General features: G+C 73.7%; 18 protein-coding genes. 7 read left to right on the forward strand and 11 right to left on the reverse strand.

The annotated features are described in order from the left end of the window. Positions 1-67: 67 nt before the first annotated feature. Positions 68-1,117, reverse strand: a complete 1,050-nt coding sequence (locus FB558_RS10180; protein WP_211366263.1) for an iron-siderophore ABC transporter substrate-binding protein — start codon at positions 1,115-1,117, stop codon at positions 68-70. 367 nt (positions 1,118-1,484) lie between these two features. After that, positions 1,485-1,970: a carboxymuconolactone decarboxylase family protein gene (locus FB558_RS10185; protein WP_142050850.1), complete on the reverse strand. Its 486-nt coding sequence runs from the start codon at positions 1,968-1,970 to the stop codon at positions 1,485-1,487. 176 nt (positions 1,971-2,146) lie between these two features. Here FB558_RS10185 and FB558_RS10190 point away from each other — a divergent pair, with 176 nt between their 5' ends. After that, the gene (locus tag FB558_RS10190) at positions 2,147-3,037 is read left to right on the forward strand and encodes an RNA polymerase sigma-70 factor (RefSeq protein ID WP_142050853.1); all 891 of its coding nucleotides are present in this window, start codon (positions 2,147-2,149) and stop codon (positions 3,035-3,037) included. A 33-nt stretch (positions 3,038-3,070) separates the two neighbouring features. Here the strand turns inward: FB558_RS10190 and FB558_RS10195 are convergent, their stop codons facing one another. Next, positions 3,071-3,502: an SgcJ/EcaC family oxidoreductase gene (locus tag FB558_RS10195; RefSeq protein WP_142050856.1), complete on the reverse strand. Its 432-nt coding sequence runs from the start codon at positions 3,500-3,502 to the stop codon at positions 3,071-3,073. Positions 3,503-3,573: 71 nt separating this feature from the next. After that, positions 3,574-4,473, reverse strand: coding sequence for a LysR family transcriptional regulator (locus tag FB558_RS10200; protein ID WP_246106509.1), 900 nt, complete (start codon positions 4,471-4,473; stop codon positions 3,574-3,576). 93 nt (positions 4,474-4,566) lie between these two features. Between FB558_RS10200 and FB558_RS10205 the strand changes: the two genes are divergently transcribed. Then, positions 4,567-5,391: an SDR family NAD(P)-dependent oxidoreductase gene (locus FB558_RS10205; protein WP_142050864.1), complete on the forward strand. Its 825-nt coding sequence runs from the start codon at positions 4,567-4,569 to the stop codon at positions 5,389-5,391. 31 nt (positions 5,392-5,422) lie between these two features. Here the strand turns inward: FB558_RS10205 and FB558_RS10210 are convergent, their stop codons facing one another. Both FB558_RS10210 and FB558_RS10215 read right to left on the reverse strand, forming a co-directional pair. Continuing rightward, positions 5,423-6,538, reverse strand: a complete 1,116-nt coding sequence (locus tag FB558_RS10210; protein ID WP_142050867.1) for an alanine racemase — start codon at positions 6,536-6,538, stop codon at positions 5,423-5,425. 175 nt (positions 6,539-6,713) lie between these two features. After that, the gene (locus tag FB558_RS10215; protein WP_142050870.1) at positions 6,714-7,301 is read right to left on the reverse strand and encodes a CGNR zinc finger domain-containing protein; all 588 of its coding nucleotides are present in this window, start codon (positions 7,299-7,301) and stop codon (positions 6,714-6,716) included. 159 nt (positions 7,302-7,460) lie between these two features. On the opposite strand from FB558_RS10215, the gene FB558_RS10220 reads away from it, so the two are divergent. From FB558_RS10220 to FB558_RS10230, 3 genes are all read left to right on the forward strand, one after another. Continuing rightward, positions 7,461-8,633 carry an epoxide hydrolase family protein gene (locus tag FB558_RS10220; RefSeq protein ID WP_142050873.1) on the forward strand — a complete coding sequence of 391 codons (1,173 nt, stop codon included), beginning with the start codon at positions 7,461-7,463 and terminating at the stop codon, positions 8,631-8,633. Positions 8,634-8,810: 177 nt separating this feature from the next. Next, a complete protein-coding gene (locus FB558_RS10225) occupies positions 8,811-9,437 on the forward strand; it encodes a TetR/AcrR family transcriptional regulator (protein WP_170231264.1) in 627 nt (208 codons plus the stop codon). Continuing rightward, complete coding sequence (locus FB558_RS10230) at positions 9,437-10,414, forward strand: EamA family transporter (protein WP_142050879.1); 978 nt, start codon at positions 9,437-9,439, stop codon at positions 10,412-10,414. Before FB558_RS10225 ends, FB558_RS10230 begins: the two co-directional genes overlap by 1 nt. Before the next feature lie 150 nt (positions 10,415-10,564). Here FB558_RS10230 and FB558_RS10235 read toward each other — a convergent pair whose 3' ends face one another. From FB558_RS10235 to FB558_RS10245, 3 genes are read right to left on the reverse strand one after another with little or no spacing between them, the layout of a single operon-like run. Further along, entirely contained in the window at positions 10,565-11,053 is a 489-nt protein-coding gene (locus FB558_RS10235; RefSeq protein WP_142050882.1) for a YbaK/EbsC family protein, read from the reverse strand. Between the two features lie 21 nt (positions 11,054-11,074). Continuing rightward, positions 11,075-12,304 carry a protein kinase domain-containing protein gene (locus FB558_RS10240; RefSeq protein ID WP_142050885.1) on the reverse strand — a complete coding sequence of 410 codons (1,230 nt, stop codon included), beginning with the start codon at positions 12,302-12,304 and terminating at the stop codon, positions 11,075-11,077. A 58-nt stretch (positions 12,305-12,362) separates the two neighbouring features. After that, positions 12,363-12,707 carry an SH3 domain-containing protein gene (locus FB558_RS10245; RefSeq protein WP_246106351.1) on the reverse strand — a complete coding sequence of 115 codons (345 nt, stop codon included), beginning with the start codon at positions 12,705-12,707 and terminating at the stop codon, positions 12,363-12,365. A gap of 175 nt (positions 12,708-12,882) precedes the next feature. On the opposite strand from FB558_RS10245, the gene FB558_RS10250 reads away from it, so the two are divergent. Beyond that, complete coding sequence (locus FB558_RS10250) at positions 12,883-15,075, forward strand: NADP-dependent isocitrate dehydrogenase (protein ID WP_142050888.1); 2,193 nt, start codon at positions 12,883-12,885, stop codon at positions 15,073-15,075. Positions 15,076-15,156: 81 nt separating this feature from the next. On the opposite strand, the gene FB558_RS10255 is transcribed toward FB558_RS10250, so the two are convergent. Next, positions 15,157-15,885, reverse strand: a complete 729-nt coding sequence (locus FB558_RS10255; protein ID WP_142050891.1) for an SDR family NAD(P)-dependent oxidoreductase — start codon at positions 15,883-15,885, stop codon at positions 15,157-15,159. Between the two features lie 94 nt (positions 15,886-15,979). On the opposite strand from FB558_RS10255, the gene FB558_RS10260 reads away from it, so the two are divergent. Beyond that, entirely contained in the window at positions 15,980-16,597 is a 618-nt protein-coding gene (locus FB558_RS10260) for a TetR/AcrR family transcriptional regulator (protein WP_246106352.1), read from the forward strand. Here the strand turns inward: FB558_RS10260 and FB558_RS10265 are convergent. Further along, positions 16,576-17,781 (reverse strand): MFS transporter, encoded by a 1,206-nt coding sequence (locus tag FB558_RS10265; RefSeq protein WP_142050897.1) that lies wholly within the window; start codon positions 17,779-17,781, stop codon positions 16,576-16,578. The two genes, FB558_RS10260 and FB558_RS10265, sit on opposite strands and share 22 nt — an antisense overlap. Positions 17,782-17,808: the final 27 nt, after the last annotated feature.

The raw sequence follows: 17,808 nt of genomic DNA on the forward strand, positions 1-17,808 counted from the left end.
CGCCCGGGCGGGGTCGACCGCTCCCCCGACGGTTCAGATCACAGGGGGACCCGGGAATAGCGCGCGGTCAGGCCATGACGGCGGCGAGCCGCCCCACCAGCGCGTCGATCACGCTCGGCAGGCTCAGCACGGTGCCCCAGGTCCAGGCGGCGGAGACCAGCGGGTCCTCCACGAAGACCGACCGCCCCGCCCGCACCACGCCGAGCTGGGAGTACAGCGGCGCGGCCTCGATCTCCGGGCGCACCTCGGGGCTGAACCCGGTGTTCCACAGCAGGACGTCGCGGTCGAGCAGCCCCATCCGCTCGTCGCTGACCGTCGCGCCGTCCTGGTCGCCTGCGAGCTCCGCGATCTCGGGCGGGATCGTGAAGCCGAGGGCCGCCACGAGCTGCGAGCGCGGGTCGCCCGGCGACCGGACGAAGGACTGCCCACCCTCGAACCGCTCCGCCACCACCGCGGTCCGCCCGGCGAACTCCGGGTGCGCCTCCCGCGCCGCGGCGAGCTGCGCGTCGATGCCGCCGATGAGCTCCTCCGCCCGATCCGGGACGCCCAGCGCACGACCGGCGAGCCGCGTGTACTCCTGCCACGGCGCTCCCCACTCCGGGAACCCGGCGGGCGGGGCGACGGTCGGCGCGATCCGCGACAGCGTCTGGAACTGGGTGTCGTCCATGGAGGTGTAGAGCCCGACGATCAGGTCCGGCGCGAGGGCGGCGATCTGCTCGTACTGGTAGTCGGGGGTGCCGGTGAACGCGCCCTTGTTCATCACGAGCGGCTGCGCGTCCCCGAGCTCGTCCTGCGCCCACGGCCAGGTGGCGTAGGGGTGGTCGCCGTACCAGTCGGTGACGGCCACCGGCCGCACGCCCATGGCGAGCACCGGGTCCTGGTCGCTGAACCCCACGGTGACGACGCGCTGCGGCGCGCCGGCGACCTCGGTGGTGCCCTTGCTGTGCTCGACGGTGAGCGGGAACGCGCCGCCCCCGGGCGCTGCGGCCGGACCGGGCGGCGAGGTCGCGGTGGAGCCACCCCCGCAGGCGGACAGCAGGCCCAGCGCACCGAGTGCGCCCGCGCCGGTCAGCAGCCTGCGCCGGGTGAGGTGGCCGACGGGGTCGCTCGCAGGCACGGAGCCTCCAGTGGTCATCAGCGATCGGGACCTGAGGCTAGCCTGACCTTATCGACTTGGGCGAGACCGGCGCCGCGACCATCTCCCAGAACTCCGCGTAGCGGCTACCGCGGCTCCTCCACGGGCCGTCCGCCGCCCAGGAAGGCGATGCGATCCGCCGGTTCGACGGCGGGGTCGCACGTCAGGGCCCTCTCGACCGCGCCCTTCCCGCATGACCGGATCGACGTCATGGGTCTCCGCCCGCGGGCAGACCCATGGTGTCGACACGATCATGGAAACCTCTGTGGGCGCGCCGTTCCCGGCCCGAGACCACTGCCCGGTGCGTGGCCACCGCACCAGCACGGCCGGTTCCTCGAGCGGCTCCCGGTCAGCTCACCACGCCGGCGTACATCCCGGGCTCGTAGGAGCCGCCCTGGTTGCGCACGATCACGTTCATCCGGTTGGCGGCATTGATCATTCCGACCAGCGAGACCAACGCGGCGATCTGGTCGTCGTCGTAGTGCTTGCGGACCTGGGCCCACGTCTCGTCGGACACGCCCGGGTGGGCGTCGGCGATCCGGGTGCCCTCCTCGGTGAGCGCCAGCGCGGCCCGCTCGGCCTCGGTGAACACGCCCGCCTCGCGCCAGGCGGCGACCAGGTGGAGCCGGGCCGCCGTCTCCCCGGCGGCCGTCGCCTCCTTCGTGTGCATGTCGACGCAGAACGCGCAGCCGTTGATCTGGCTGGCCCGCAGCATCACCAGGTCCTGCGTGGCCTTGGGCAGCGTCGACTGCGCGATCACCATGGCGACGCCTGCGAACCGCTTGGCGAGCTTCGCGCCGATCTCGTTGGCCATCAGGTCGATACGGGGTTCCATGACGGGGTCCTCACTCGTGGTGGTGCGTGCACCGGACGACCACGAGATGCCGGCGGACCGGAGCGCGTGACAGCTCGGCCGCGTGACCCACGCCACCACCGGAATCCGAGCTCCCCTGTCACAGATCGGGGGGGTGCGGCGTCTGCAGGGGACGCCGTCAAACGGGAGGAGCCCCCATGAGCGAGCGCACGGACCCCGCCACCGAGGCGTTCGTCGCCCACCGCAACCTGCTCTTCACCGTCGCCTACGAGATGCTCGGCTCGGCCTCCGACGCGGAGGACGTCCTGCAGGAGACCTGGCTGCGGTGGACGGGTGTCGATCTCGCCACGGTGGAGAACCAGCGCGCGTACCTGGTGCGGATCACCACCCGCCAGGCGCTGACCCGGCTGCGCACGCTCGGGCGCCGCAAGGAGTCCTACGTCGGTCCGTGGCTGCCCGAGCCGCTGCTGACCGCGCCCGACGTGGCCGAGGACGTCGAGCTGGCCGAGAGCGTCTCCATGGCGATGCTGCTGGTGCTGGAGACGCTCGCGCCGACCGAGCGGGCGGTCTTCGTGCTGCGCGAGGTGTTCGACCTGGGCTACGACGAGATCGCGGAGGCCGTCGACAAGACCCCGGCCGCGGTCCGCCAGATCGCCCACCGGGCACGGGCGCACGTCGCGGCGCGCCGCCCGCGCGGAACCGTCACCTCGGCCGAGTCCCGCGAGGCGGTCGCGGCGTTCCGGCGGGCGGTCGAGACGGGCGACCTGCAGGGCCTGCTCGACAAGCTCGCGCCCGACGTCGTCCTCCTCGGCGACGGGGGCGGCGTCGTGCAGGCGGTGCTGCGGCCGATCGTGGGTGCCGACCGGGTGTCCCGCCTGCTGGCTGCGGGCCTGCCCCGGATCGCGGGCGCGGTGTCGGTCGAGCCGACGCAGGTCAACGGCAGCCCGGCCCTCATCGTGCGGATCGACGGTCGGGTCGACAACGTCGTGGCGGTGCGGATCGACGACGGCCTGATCACCGGGCTCTACATCGTCCGCAACCCGGACAAGCTGTCGCGGATCGGGCAGGAGACCGCGGTGAGCCGCTGATCCGTCGAAGGCCCGCGCAGGCGAGCGCGGACGTCAGGACTGCGGCACCAGCGTGTTCTGGCGGGCCACCACCCACCAGCGCGCGTCCTCCCGGACGAGGACGTAGAGCGCGCTCATCGCGTGTCCGACGTCGATCGGCTCGCCCGTGCCGTCGACCGCCCAGGCGTGCTTGTGCGCCACCGCGACGTCCGGGCGCACGAAGCGCACATCGGCGAGCTCGTACCGGGCGCGCTCGTCGCGCAGGGGGCCTGCCAGGCCGGCGCGGCTCACCTCGAGCAGCGCCTGCCGGCCGTCGACCTGCGCACCGGTCGCCGTCACCGCCGTGGCGCCGGCCGCGAAGTGCTCCACGAGCAGTTCCGCGTCGTTGTCGTTGAAGCCCTTCTCGATGTCCGCGATCACGCCCCGGATCGCGACGATGTCGGCGGCGTGGTCGGTGCTGGTGTCCTCGATGTGGGGGAAGGTCATGCGCCCACCCTCGGACCTCGACCTCACTTCAGGTCAAGCGGCAGTGCCGAGTTCACCCGGCGCCGCTGCCGTCACGGCACCATCCGCGACGCCTCCGCACGGACGGCCTGGACCATCGCCCGCGCCGCCGCGGACGGCTGCTCCGCGGTCACGACCTCCAGCGACCCGTGCGACCTCGTGACCGGGTCGTCGACGGGGAGCCAGCGCACGCCGCGGGGCACCGAGTCCGCGGCGAGCCCCGGGAGGCGGGTGATCCCCATGCCTGCCGCCACCAGGCCCAGCCGCGTGGGCCAGCTCCGCACCGCGTGACCGATGCGCGGCCGGTCGAGCCCCGGCCACGGACCGAACTGCGGCTCGCCCGCCGGACCGGTCCCCACGATCCAGGTCTCGCCGGCCAGGTCGGCGACGGTGACGGCCTCCCGGTCGGCCAGCCGGTGCCCGGTCGACACGGCGATCCCGGGGCCACGCGGGATCGCCACCGCCTCGTGGCGCAGTCCGGCCAGATCCCGCTCCGGCACCATCTCTACCGTCGCGACCAGCGCGACCTCGATCCGCCCTGCCCGCAACCGGCGCAGCTGGACCGGGCTCGCCGCCTCCTGGAGCTCCGCCCGGAGCTCGGGGTGCCGCTGCCCGAGCAGGGCGATCGCGCGCGGCAGCAGGACCGCCGCGGCGGCGGGGAAGCACGAGACGACCAGGCGCCCGGCGAGCCGGTCGCGCACCCCCGAGACCTCCTCCAGAGCGCCGTCGACCTCGCCGAGGACCCGCCCCGCGCGCCGGGCCACGACCTCGCCCGCGGCCGTCGGGCGCACGCCCCTGGCGAGGCGCTCGAACAGCGCGGTGCCCGCTGCCGCCTCCATCGCCCCGACCTGACGGGACACCGCGGACTGCGTGTAGCCCAACGAGACCGCCGCGGCGCTGAACGAGCCCAGCCGCGCGACCTCGTGAACGACGCGGAGCCCGACGAGCGTCATCTCGGCCACGTCGCCGATGGTATGCGTTCTGCTCATGGCAAGCGTGTCGAACTGTCGCTTGTCGCACACCTCGAGCCGAAGGACGCTGGGTGCATGCAGACGAACGGCAAGGTCTGGTTCCTCACCGGCGCGTCCCGCGGCTTCGGCCGCCTCTGGACCGAGGCGGCGCTGCGCCGCGGGGACGTGGTCGCCGCCTCCGCGCGCGATCCCCACTCCCTCGACGACCTGGCCGCGGCACACGGCGACGCGCTGCTGCCGCTCCGCCTCGACGTGACCGACCGGAACGCGGTGTTCGAGGCCGTCCGGCGGACCGCCGACACGTTCGGCCGGCTGGACGTGGTGGTGAACAACGCGGGCTACGGGCACTTCGGCGCCGTCGAGGAGCTCACCGAGAACGAAATCCGCGCCCAGCTGGAGACGAACTTCCTCGGTGCGCTCTGGGTCCTGCAGGCCGCTCTGCCGATCATGAGGGAGCAGCGCGGCGGCCACCTCGTGAACGTCACCAGCGAGGGCGGGGTCCGGGCCTACCCCGGCATCGGCGCCTACCACGCGTCGAAGTGGGCGCTGGAGGGCCTGAGCGAGTCGCTCGCCAAGGAGGTGCGCGACCTCGGGATCCGGGTGACCAACGTCGAGCCCGGCCCGTACGGCACGGGCTGGCTGGAGGTCGGCTCCCGGCGCAGCGCGCCCATCGCCGCCTACGACCCGCTCCGCGCCGGTGCCGGCACCTTCGAGTTGGGGGATCCCGCGGCCACGGTCCCGGCGCTGTTCGCGGTCGTCGACGCGGACGAGCCGCCGCTGCGGGTCTTCTTCGGCAGGTCCTTCGAGCCGGTGCGCGAGGAGCACATGGCGCGGATCGCCGAGTGGGAGCGTTGGCAGGACGTCGCGCTCGCGGCGTTCGGACCGGTCGCCGCCCGCTGAGCGCGGCCTCCTCGCCGCTCCCCAGCCGGTCTCACCGGTTCCGACCTCTCGCGACCACCCTCCAGACGTCCTCCACCACGCCCGCGCGTACCGCGAAGACGTGGTCGAACAGGTTCGAGACGCCGCCGGCGTGGTTCGGGATGATCCGCACCTTCTCCCCGATAGCGACGCCCGCGCCCGCGTTGTCGATCACCGCGTGCTCGTCGGACAGGCGATCGATCACCATCTCCGGGTACTCGACCACGTGGCCGTACCCCGGGGTTCCGAGTACGGTGCCCGCGCCGCGTCGATCCCTGCTGAGGGCCCTGCCGCCGGCATCGAGCACCGCGCGCGCTGCCGTCGGCCTGTTCACCACGGTCGAGAGGACGGTCAGCGCGCACCAGTCGTGGTGGCCCACCACGTTCGCCATGGACGCGTCGAGGTAGACGTACGCGCCGACGCGGAGCTCGTCGACGCCGGCACGAAGCGCCCCGTCGATGAGCGACGGCGTCGAGCCGATGCTGACGCGGCACCCGGTGCCGAGTTCCGCGCGGATGGCCTCCGCGGTCGCCACCATCGCGTCCTGAGCCGTCAGGGCCACGGCCCTGACCTCGTCCCGGCTGGGCACCAGGTAGTCGTGCCCCTGGTGCGTGAAGACACCGTCGAGCCGCACGCCGTCGACGCGGCTGACCGCCTCGGCGAGCTCGACGGCCGCCGCCCCGGGCAGGACCCCGGCCCTGCGCTGACCGGTGTCGATCTCGATGTGCACCGGCAGCTCCGATCCCTCCGCGCGGAACGCCGCACCGAGCGCGACCGCCTGGTCGATGTGATCGATACCGATCGACAGGCGCACCCGTCGGGCCAGGGCGACCGCACGCCGTACCTTGATCGGTCCGACGATCTGGTTGGCGACGAAAATGTCGCCGAAGCCGTGGTCGGCCATCGCCTCGGCCTCACCCAGCTTCGCCACCGTGAGCCCCACGGCCCCCGCCGCCAGCTGCATCCGGGCGATCTCGGCCACCTTGTGGGTCTTGCAGTGCGGCCGCAACGAGATCCCGTGCTCCCGGGCGAACGCCGCCGCGCGGGCGATGTTGGCTTCGAGCCGGTCCAGGTCGACCAACACCGACGGGGTGTCGAGATCCCGGATCGGCGTACCTGCCGCACTCACGCCCGCCCGGACCGCGTCCGGCCGGCCAGGACCTCCTCGATGGCCACGGCGTGCACCCCACCCTTCGACTCATGCGATCAGGCCTCGTGGGACTGGTGCACGACCAGGTCGGACCGACACCCCGCTCGCGCACCACACCTCCCCCTTCCCGGCGCACTCTTCCGGACACGCCGGATCAGACGGCACCCGCCCGTGCGGCGGTCCCGTTCTCGCGTCGACCGGCATTGAAGCGCGCCTTCTTCTCACGATTCCCGCACGTGTTCATCTCACACCACTTGCGGGTGCGACTCCGACTCGTGTCGAAGAAGGCGGCCCGGCACGTCGGCGAAGCGCACAAGGCCAGCTTCCCGTCCCGTTCGCCTGCGATGATGCTAATCGCGTCGGCGGCGATCACGCTGAGGGCATCTTCTACGCAGGAAGCCGAGCCGAGTCGCCATTGACGACGCCCCTCGGGCGTCAGGACGGCCGCGGCCCGACCCCGAATGCTGCAGTCGTTGATGACCTGGACAGCGGCCGCCGGGAGAGCGTCCTGGGTCGCGGCCGCCGTCGCGGCGGCGTGAATCGATTCCCGCAGTTCCCGAGCGAGTTCGAGCTGGGCGGGGGTGCAGGAGTCCACGGCCAGGCCGTTCGCCGCCAGCCAGTCGACGAGTCGCTGCGGCGTGGGAATGCGCTCCACGGCGTTGCCACGACGCTCCGTCAGAGTGCCCGTGAAGCTGGTGGCCAGGACGTTGCCGAGGCGAAAGTCAGGGAACCCGGCACGCATGGAACCACCTTAGCCCCGGTCGCTCGTTCGAGGACGGTGCACGCAGAAGGCCTGGTCACAGACCGCGCGAGCCGGTTGCACGCCGGCAGGAAGGCTGCTAGAACCGTCATAGCCGGTTCGCGAACGTCGTGACCGGTCCCGCGACGGCCAGGAGGTCCCGTGCCCCGTCCGACCAGCGACGTGCAGGCATTCGAATCCCACGCAACCGACGCCGAGCTCGACGACCTGCGCGCGCGCCTGGCCGCGGCACGGCTACCGGAGCCCGAGACGGTCCACCGCGCCGCGCCCGACCCCCGCCGCTGGGATCAGGGCGTTCCGCTCGCCGACCTCGTCGATGTCGTGGACCACTGGCGCACCGGGTACGACTGGCGGTCGTTCGAAGAGCGCCTCAACCGGATCGGACAGTTCCGCACGACCATCGACGACCTGGGAATCCACTTCCTGCACCGCAGATCCGCGCGCGCGGACGCCACTCCGCTGATCCTGACGCACGGTTGGCCGGACAGCGTTGTCCGGTTCATCGACGTGGTGGACGAGCTGGCAGATCCCCAGGATGCGGACGCGCCGGCGTTCCACGTCGTGGTCCCGTCGCTGCCGGGCTTCGGTTACAGCGACAAGCCGGCCACGACGGGGTGGGGAACCGAGAAGATCGCGGCGGCCTGGGTGGAACTGATGGGAAGGCTCGGCTACGGCGAGTTCGCAGCCCACGGTGGCGACTGGGGAGGAAATATCACCACGGTCCTCGGCGGCAGGTTCCCGGAGCACGTTCTCGGCATCCACACGACGTTCGCGGAGGGCCCGCCCGGGTTGACCACGGACGGGCTGACGGCGGTCGAGCGCAAGTGGGCCGAGGAGACCCGTGACTTCTGGCGCCACCGCGCGGCGTACGCGAAGCAGCAGGCGACCCGGCCGCAGACCATCGGCTACTCGCTCGTCGACTCACCGGTCGGGCTCCTGGCCTGGATCCTCGACAAGTTCGCCGAGTGGTCGGACACCACGGACAGCCCGTTCGAGACGATTCCCCGGGACCGGATCCTCGACGACGTCACCCTGTACTGGCTCACGCGGACCGGCGCATCGGCGGCCCGCATCTACTACGAGAGCCACAACTCGCTGGACCCCGAGCTCCGGGTCGACGTCCCGTCGGCGATCACCGGGTATCCCCGTGACGTCGAGAAGTGTCCGCGCCCCTGGGCGCAGGAGCGGTACCGGCAGATCGTCCGATGGAACACGCCCGAAGCCGGGGGGCATTTCCCGTCGCTGGAGGTTCCCGAGTACTTCGTCAAGGACCTGCGAGAAGGCCTCGCGGCAGTGCTGGCCGCCAACCGGTGATCGCGGCCGGGCGCCGGGACTCGGGACGACGCGGGTGCCACGGCGGCTCCGGGCGTCGCGGCAGGACCGACCACCAGCCCCATGCGCGGCCCACCGGGCGGTAGACCTGACGACGCATCGAATGTACCCTGCAGTACAAAGGAGAATGTATCGAGCAGTACAAACGGGAGACGCCGGATGCGGACCGAACCGAGCACGGCCAAGGGCCGGGCCACCGTGCAGCGGGTCCTCGGCGCCGCCTGCGACCTGTTCGCCCGGCAGGGCATCCGAGCGACGACGCTCGACCAGGTGGGCAGCCGGTCGGGCACCGGACGGGGGCAGCTCTACCTGTACTTCGCCGGCAAGTCCGACCTCGTCGCCGCGGTCGTCGCCCAGCAGGTCCGGCGGGTGCTCGACGCCCAGCAGCCGCTGCTGGCCGCCATGTCCACCGCGGCCGACGTCCGGGAGTGGTGCGCCGCGGCGGAGCAGTGGCACGCAGGCGACGACCGAGCGCGCTGTCCGATCGGATCCCTGGTCCACGAGCTCGGCGAGCACGACGAGGCGGCCCGGACCGCGCTCGCGGACGGCTTCTGCCGCTGGCGCGCCGCCCTGGCCGACGCCCTGCGCCGCGTGCGGGACAACGGGGAGCTCGCCACCGGCGTCGACCCGGAGGTCGCAGCCGCCGGACTGCTGGCCGCGTACCAGGGCGGGCTGCTGCTCGCCGGCGCCACCGGCGACATCGCGCCGCTCCGCCTCGCACTCACGACGTTCGAGGCCACTGCGCTGGTCGACCGGCACGCTCCGCCGGAAGGGGGCAGCAGGTGATGCTCGGGGTGGTCCTGGCGGTGGTCGCCAGCCTGGCGTACGGGCTCAGCGACGTCCTCAGCGGCGCGGCGGTGCGCCGCCACTCGACGGCGTCGGTGGCACTGTGGTCGCAGCTCACCGGGCTGGCGCTGCTCGGGCTGGCCGCACTGGTCGTACGGCCGGCGCTGAGCTGGCCGGTCCTCGGCTGGGGCCTCGCCGCAGGCGCGCTCGCCGCCGTCGCACTGCTGCTGTTCTACACCGCCCTGCAGCGGGGTCGGACCGCCGTCGTCGCCCCGGTGGCCGGCTCCGGGGTGGTGGTCCCGGTGGTGGCCGGGCTGCTCGGCGGGGAGCCGCTGGCCTGGCCGGCCGCCCTCGGGGTGGCGGCCGTCGTCGCCGGCGTGCTCGTCGTCGCTGCGGCCGGCGACGGCGACGGCCCGGACACCAGCGGCTCCCCCGAGCCGGCCGACCGGCCCCACCGCCGACTGGTCCGCTCCAGCCCCGCCCCGGCCCACCCCGTCCCGGCCGACGACCGGTGCGTGCCGGAACCCGGCACGAGCTCGACGCGGTCCTCGGTGGTCCTCGCGGCGCTCGCCGCTGCCGGCTTCGGGGGCTTCTTCGTCCTGCTCGACCTGGCGACCACCTCCGCCGGAGGGAGCGGCTCCGTCGGCCCCACGCTCGCCGTCGCCCTCGCCGTGCAGGCCGGAGCGGTTGCGGTGACCCTGCTCGCCGCGGCCGGGCACACCCGCGCCTGCCTCGCGCCGCGCCCGGCGCTCCTGCTGGCGGCCGGGGCGGTCGGGCTGGTCGACGTGGTGGGCGACCTGGCGCTGGTGGTCGCGGTCGGGATCGGACCGCTCGCCGTCGTCGGTCCGCTGGGCTCGCTCGACCCGGTCGTGACGGTGCTGATCGCCGTCGCGGTGCTCGGGGAGCGGCCGCGCGCGGTGCAGGTGGTCGGCGTCGCGGCGGTACTGGCCGGCGTCGTCCTGGTGGCCACGGGCTGACCCGCGGCAGCGGATCGGCCGAGGATGTCGGACGGCCCGGTGCGCCAACTGCCGTTCGCAGCCTCGGGCTGATCACCTATCTCGTCCTCGACGACCACCAGCGCGTGGACTTGTCGATCGTCACCTGGGCCGGCTGAACGCCCCTTCCGACTACGCGACGTCCGCAGGCTCCCCGCCGGTGACCTCCACCAGCTCGGCGAACGTCGTGGGATACACCGCGTGCGGGATGCCGCCCGCCGCCCACACCTCGTCGTAGGCCGCCAGGGCCCGGTCGACGAGCGTGCGCAGCGGCGCCGGGTGCCCGACCGGGGCCACGCCGCCGATCGGCTGGCCGGTGGCCGCCCGCACGAACTCCGGGGAGGCGCGGCGCACGCGCTGCACCCCGATCCGGCCGGCGACGGCGGTGGTGTCGACGCGGTGGGCGCCCGAGGTGAGCACGAGCAGCGGCGCGCCGTCGGCGTCGAAGACCAGCGAGTTCGCGATCTGCCCCACCTCGACGCCCAGGGCCGCCGCGGCGGCCGCTGCGGTGGTGACCGCGTCCGGCAGCACCTGCAGGCGCGCGATCCGCGCGGGGTCGGCACCACCCGCGGTGAGGGCGGACACGACGAGTTCGACGTTGCGGTGGGTGGCGGTGCTCACCCCGCCATCACACCACGTCGCTCACCCGCCCTCACCCGAGATCCGGCTTCCGACGAGCGGCGCGCCGTCGGCCTGCCGGACCAGGCAGTGCACCGGACCGGCGGCACCGTCCTGCACCGGCACGAGCGCCACGACCTCGAGCCCGTCGCGCTGCGCGACGAGCGCCTCGACGGCCGCGGTGCAGGTCGTCGCGGCGAAGCGGTCGGTCCGCTCGGGGTCGCCCGCGGACCCGCCCGGATCCAGCGTCGCGACGACCTCCAGGTCGTGCGGCTCGGCGCAGCCGACGAGGGCAGGCCCACCGAGGGGCCCCCGCAGGCATCCGCCGGCGGGCACCGCGGGCAGCGGCACATCCCCACCCGGCCCGTGGGTGAGCGTCCGGACGTCCGGTGCGCCCGCACCCGCGAGCGCGAACCCGCCCGCTCCCCCGGCGAGCACGCCCAGCACGGCGGCGACCGCGAGCCACCACCTGCGCGCGGCACCGGCCCGCGACGGGGACGGCACCTCCGACTCGAGCAGGGCCGTCACCTGCAGGGCCGTCAGCCGGGCCCGCGGCGCGCGGTGCAGCATCCCGCGCAGCAGCGGCCCGAGCGGTCCGTCGTCCGGGCGCGTCCCGTCGGCTCCCGGCGGTCTGCCGTGCAGCGCGTGGAACAGCGTGGCGCCCAGTGCCCACACGTCCGACTCCGCGGTCGGCGCACCGCCGTCCCGCAGCTCCGGTGCGACGAAGCCGGGCTCGGCGGCGGCCGCACCGTCGGCTGCCGCCTCGGACACACCCAGGTCGGCGAGGCGCGCCAGGGGCCCCGGGCCGAGCAGCACGGCGCCCGGCGTCACGCCCCCGTGCACGACACCCGCCTCGTGGACGGCCTGCAGCGCGGCGGCCAGCTGCCCGGCGACGGCGGCCGCGGCGCGCTCGTCCAGCGGGCCGGCAGCGGCCACCTCCTCGGCGAGGGTGGGCGCCTCGACGAGCTCGGTGACGACGTGGTCGACACCGTCGTCGGTCACGACGTCGTGCACGGTGACGATCCCCGGCGCATCGGCGCGGCCCGCGGCGCGCGCGGCCCGCAGCAGCCGATCGCGGAACAGCAGGCGCTCCTCGGCGCCCTGCCCCGCCGGGAGGTGCAGCTCCTTCACCGTGACCTGGCGGCCCGTCACACGGTCCTGGGCGCGCCAGACGGGGCCGGCGCGGCCGGGCGCGAGCTCACCCAGCACGACGTAGCGACCGCCGATCACCCGGGTGGGGCTGATGCCGGTCACGCGGGAGGACCGGCAGAACGGTCCGCGATCACGTCGACGATCATCTCGACGAGTCTGCTCAGGCGCAGTTCGTGTTCGGCAGGGGGGTCAGGAACTGGTCGGCGGCCCAGCGTCCCTCCTCCAGCTCGCGGAACCCGTCGGTGACGACGCGCGTGCCGTCCACGACGGTGCCGCGGGTGAGGGTCTCGACGAGCGCGGCGCCCGGGCTGGGCCCGGTGCGCACGTTCAGCTCGTCGGCGGTCACCTCGAGCTGGCACCCGGTGGAACCGTCCGCCACGCCCACCTCGTTCAGCCCACCCCGGTCGAGGAGCGCGATCACCGTCAGGGCGACCCCGGCCACCAGCACGAACGCCCATCCCTTGAAGGTCGATGCTTCGATCTTCGGAACGGTGATCCTGGCCACGGCCGTGCCTCCCCGAAACGGTGTGTGGACCCACGGTAGCCGGGATTGTGGCGTTCGCGCCTCCGTGACGCGGGGCGGCGGCCGTTCGGGATAGCGTGTCGGGCGGGAGCCGCGCTCTTCCGACCAGGTCCGACACCCCGTAACCACCCGTACCTGAGGCAGGCCGAAACAGAAGATGAAGGTCATCTACACCTACACCGACGAGGCGCCGGCGCTGGCCACGCACTCGTTCCTGCCGATCATCGAGGCCTACGCCGGCAAGGCGGACGTCGAGGTGGAGACCCGCGACATCTCGCTCGCAGGCCGCATCCTCGCGGCGTTCGACCTGGTCCCGGACGCACTCGGCGAGCTCGGCGAGCTGGCGAAGACGCCAGAGGCCAACATCATCAAGCTGCCGAACATCAGCGCCTCGATCCCGCAGCTCAAGGCGGCGGTCAAGGAGCTGCAGGCCGCCGGGCACGCCGTGCCCGACTACCCCGACGACCCGCAGACCGACGAGGAGCGCGCCGCGCGCGCGGCGTACGACTCGGTGAAGGGCAGCGCGGTCAACCCGGTGCTGCGCGAGGGCAACTCCGACCGGCGGGCGCCGGCATCGGTGAAGAACTTCGCCCGCTCCCACCCGCACTCGATGGGTGCGTGGTCGAGCGAGTCCGCCTCGCACGTCGCCACGATGTCCGACGGCGACTTCCGCCACTCCGAGCGCTCCGTCACCGTCGCCGAGGCCGGCGAGCTGCGGATCGAGCACGTGGCCGCCGACGGCACCGTCACCGTGCTGAAGCCCGCGGTGAAGGTGCAGGCGGGCGAGGTCGTCGACGCCGCCGTGATGCGCGCAGGCGCGCTGCAGGCGTTCCTGGCCGAGCAGGTGGCCGACGCCAAGGCGAAGGGCGTGCTGTTCTCGGTGCACCTCAAGGCCACGATGATGAAGGTGTCCGACCCGATCCTGTTCGGGCACGCCGTCACCGCCTACTTCGCCGACGTGTTCGCCCAGTACGGTGACGACCTCGCGAGCGTCGGCGCCGACCCCGACGACGGCCTGGCCAGCGTCCTCACCGCGCTCGAGAAGCTGCCGGCCGAGAAGCGCGCCGCCATCGAGAAGGCGATCACCGCCACCTACGACAGCGGCCCCGGCCTCGCCATGGTCGACTCCGACCGCGGCATCACCAACCTCCACGTGCCCAGCGACGTCATCATCGACGCCTCCATGCCGGCGGCCATCCGCTCGTCGGGGCAGATGTGGAACGCCGCGGGCGAGCAGCAGGACGCGAAGTTCGTGATCCCGGACTCGTCCTACGCGGCGCTCTACGCCGAGGCGGTCGCGTTCTGCCGCGAGCACGGCGCGTTCGACCCGACCACCATGGGCACGGTCCCGAACGTCGGGCTGATGGCGCAGAAGGCCGAGGAGTACGGCAGCCACGACAAGACCTTCGAGATCGGGACGCCGGGCACCGTCCGGGTCGTCGACGCCGCGGGTACCGCGCTGCTGGAGCACGAGGTCGCCGCGGGCGACGTCTGGCGCGCCTGCCAGACGAAGGACGCCCCCATCCGCAACTGGGTGCAGCTGGCCGTCTCCCGGGCCCGCGCCACCGGCTGGCCCGCGGTGTTCTGGCTCGACGAGACCCGCGCCCACGACGCCCAGGTGATCCAGAAGGTGCGCGCCTACCTCGCCGACGAGGACACCGACGGGCTGACCATCGAGATCCTCCCGGTGGCCGAGGCCACCCGTTACACGCTCGAGCGGGCCAAGCGCGGCGAGAACACCATCTCGGTCACCGGCAACGTGCTGCGCGACTACCTCACCGACCTGTTCCCGATCATGGAGCTGGGCACGAGCGCGAAGATGCTCTCGATCGTCCCGCTGATGAACGGCGGCGGGCTGTTCGAGACCGGGGCGGGCGGCTCGGCGCCCAAGCACGTGCAGCAGCTCGTGCGCGAGAACCACCTGCGGTGGGACTCCCTGGGCGAGTTCCTCGCCCTCGCGGTCTCCCTCGAGTTCCTCGCCGACAAGACCGGCAACCCGCGGGCGGGCGTGCTCGGCAAGACCCTGGACGACGCCACCGGGGCGCTGCTGGAGAACGGGAAGTCGCCGTCGCGCCGCGCGGGCGAGCTCGACAACCGGGGCAGCCACTTCTACCTGGCGCTGTACTGGGCGAAGGCACTGGCGGAGCAGACCGACGACGCGGAGCTGGCGAAGGTCTTCGCCCCGCTCGCCGAGCGGCTCGCCGCCGCCGAGGAGACGATCGTCGGCGAGCTGAACGGGGTGCAGGGCAGCCCGGTCGAGCTCGGCGGCTACTACGTGGTGGACAAGGCCAAGGCCGACGAGGTCATGCGCCCCAGCGCCACGTTCAACACGGCGCTCGCGGAGTTCTGAGGCCCCCACCGGAGTCCAGGAGAGCCACATCCACGTCCCACGGGCTCGTGGATGTGGCTCTCCCGAACCGCATCGCGCCACTCAGGCCGCGGGCGTCAGCACGTCGAACGTCGCTTCGGCCCGGTCGCGCTCCACGTACATCGACCACGCGGCTGCGGCGATCTCGTCCGGGTCGAGGGTGCCCGGCAACGGCCCGCCCCGCGCGGCGAACGCCTGGTGGATGTCACCGCGCTCGATGAGCCCTCCGATCGTCAGGATCCCCGCGTGCACGCCGCGCTCGCGCAGCGCCGCGTGCAGGGTGAGCACGTACATCCGCAGCGCCGCCGCGGCCGGCGCCAGCGCCCCCAGCATCGGCATCGGCAGGACACCGCTGAGCCCGCCCGCGAAGAACAGCGCGCCCCCACCGCGCGCCAGCAGGGGCGGGAGGACGGCCGCGACGAGGTCGGCCGCGGGCACCACGACCGACTCGAACGGGACGCGCACCGCGGCCCCGTCGGCATCGGGCAGCGGGACCAGCGACCCCAGCGCGTCGGGTGACGCCGGGCCGGAGTACACCGTGTCGATCTCGCCCAGCTCGGTCGCGATCCGGGCGAGCACGCCGCGCACCTGGTCGGCGTCGGTCACGTCGGCGACATAGCTGCGCGCCTCGACGCCGATCGCCCCGAGCTCCGCGCGGTAGCCGTCGTGCCGGGTGGCGCTGCGCGACACCAGCGCGACGGCGAACCCCTCCCGCCCGAACCGGCGGGCCATCGACATCCCGAGCCCGGGTCCCGCTCCGAGCACCGCGATCACCTTGCGCGTTCCGCTCATGCGTCCCCCTCCGTAGAACTTGAGGCCTTCCTCAAGTACGCAGCCCACGCTACCAACTAACATGAGGCTGCTGTCAACTTCCGAGGATGGACCCGTGGCCCTGCGCAAGGACGCCCAGCGCAACCGCGAACGGCTCGTCGAGGCCGCCCGCGCGGTGTTCGCCGAGCGCGGGCTCGACGTCGCGCTCGACGAGGTGGCCCGCCGCGCGGGCGTGAGCATCGGAACGCTCTACAACCGCTTCCCGCAGCGCGCCGACCTCGTCGCGGCGGTCTTCGCCGACCGCGCGGAGACGGTCGTCCGCCTCGCCGAGCACGCGCTGTCGATGGAGGACGCCTGGTCCGGGTTCGTCCACTTCGTGGAGCAGGTCTGCCGGATGCAGGCCGCGGACCGCGGCTACAACGACCTGTCCGCCCGCAGCATCCCGCAGGCTGCCCCGACCGCGGGTCATCTGCGCGGCCACGAGCTGATGACGCGGATCGTCGACCGGGCCCGGGACAGCGGGGACCTGCGTCCCGACTTCGAGCTGTCCGACATGGCGTTCGTGACCTGGTCGATCACCCGCACGATCGAGGCGACCGGCGACGTGCGGCCCGATGCGTGGCGCCGCCACCTCGGGTTCGTCCTCGACGGCCTGCGGGCCTCGGCGGCGCACCCGCTGCCGGTGCCCGCGCTCGGCCCCGACGAGATCGGTCAGATCATGCGCGACTGCTGAGAACCGCCGGGTGATCGATCCGGGCTCCGGGACGTGCGCGCGTCCACGGCCGCGAGCCGGAACACCACCCACGACGCCGCGACGAGCACGGCGGCGGCCGGGGCCAGCCCACCCGTCCCGACGCCGCCGAGCACCAGCCCGCCCAGCGCCCCGGCCAGCGACACCCCGAGGTAGGTCGCGGTGGTGTTGAGCGCCAGCGCCTGCCCGCCGACCGGGCCGGCGAGGCCGAGCAGGCGGGCCTGGATCGCCGGCGAGTTCCAGAACGCGAAGCCGGCCCACACCGCGGTCACCGGCACGACCAGCCAGAACGGCACCGGCCGCACGAACCACAGCCCGGCCAGCACCCCCAGCGCGGCGACCAGGCCCCCGACGCCGATCAGCAGCGAGCGGTCCGGCCCGACGCGGTCGACGGCCAACCCGCCCCACCAGACCCCGAGCATCCCCGCGACCCCCGAGACCGCGAACAGCAGTGCCCGCCCGTCCGGACCGGTGCCGGACAGCTCCCGCACGAACGGGGCGAGGTAGCTCAGCAGCAGCATGCTGCCCGCGAGCGTGGTCGCGTTGGCGAGCAGCCCGAGTGTGATCGGCCTCCGCGCGAGGACGGCGAGCTGCTCACCGAGCCCGGGTGCCGACCCGCTCGGCGTCGCCGGCACGGTCGCGAGGATGGCGAACCCGGCGAGGACGCCCGCCACCGCGACGGCCGCGAACGTCGCCCGCCACCCGAACTCGCCCCCGATCCAGGTGCCCACCGGGACACCCGCGGCGATGGACCCGGTCACGCCGATCGAGACGACGGCCAGGTAGCGGCCCCTGCGCGACTCCGGCGCCAGTGCCGCGGTGACGGCGAACAGGGCCGGGGTCGCGGCGGCCGCCGCGAGCGCCGCGAGGACCCGCAACCCCATCAGGACCGCGAACGAGCCGGTGAGCGCCGCGGCCACGTTCGCCGCGACGAAGACCGCGCACGCCGCGAGCAGCAGCAGGCGACGCGGCCACGACGCCGTCACCACCGCGGCGACCGGAGCCGCGACCGCGACCGTCAGCGCGAAGACCGTGATCAGCTGACCGGCCACCGCCTCCGTGACGGCGAACTCGCCCGCGATCTCGGGCAGCACGCCGGCGATCACGTAGTCGTCGGTGAAGAACACGAACGCCGCCGCAGCGAGCGCCCACAACCAGGCCGGCACTCCAGGCACCGTAGGGCGCCGCCCGAG

The organism is Pseudonocardia kunmingensis (assembly GCF_006716445.1).
Classification (GTDB): Bacteria; Actinomycetota; Actinomycetes; order Mycobacteriales; family Pseudonocardiaceae; genus Pseudonocardia; species Pseudonocardia kunmingensis.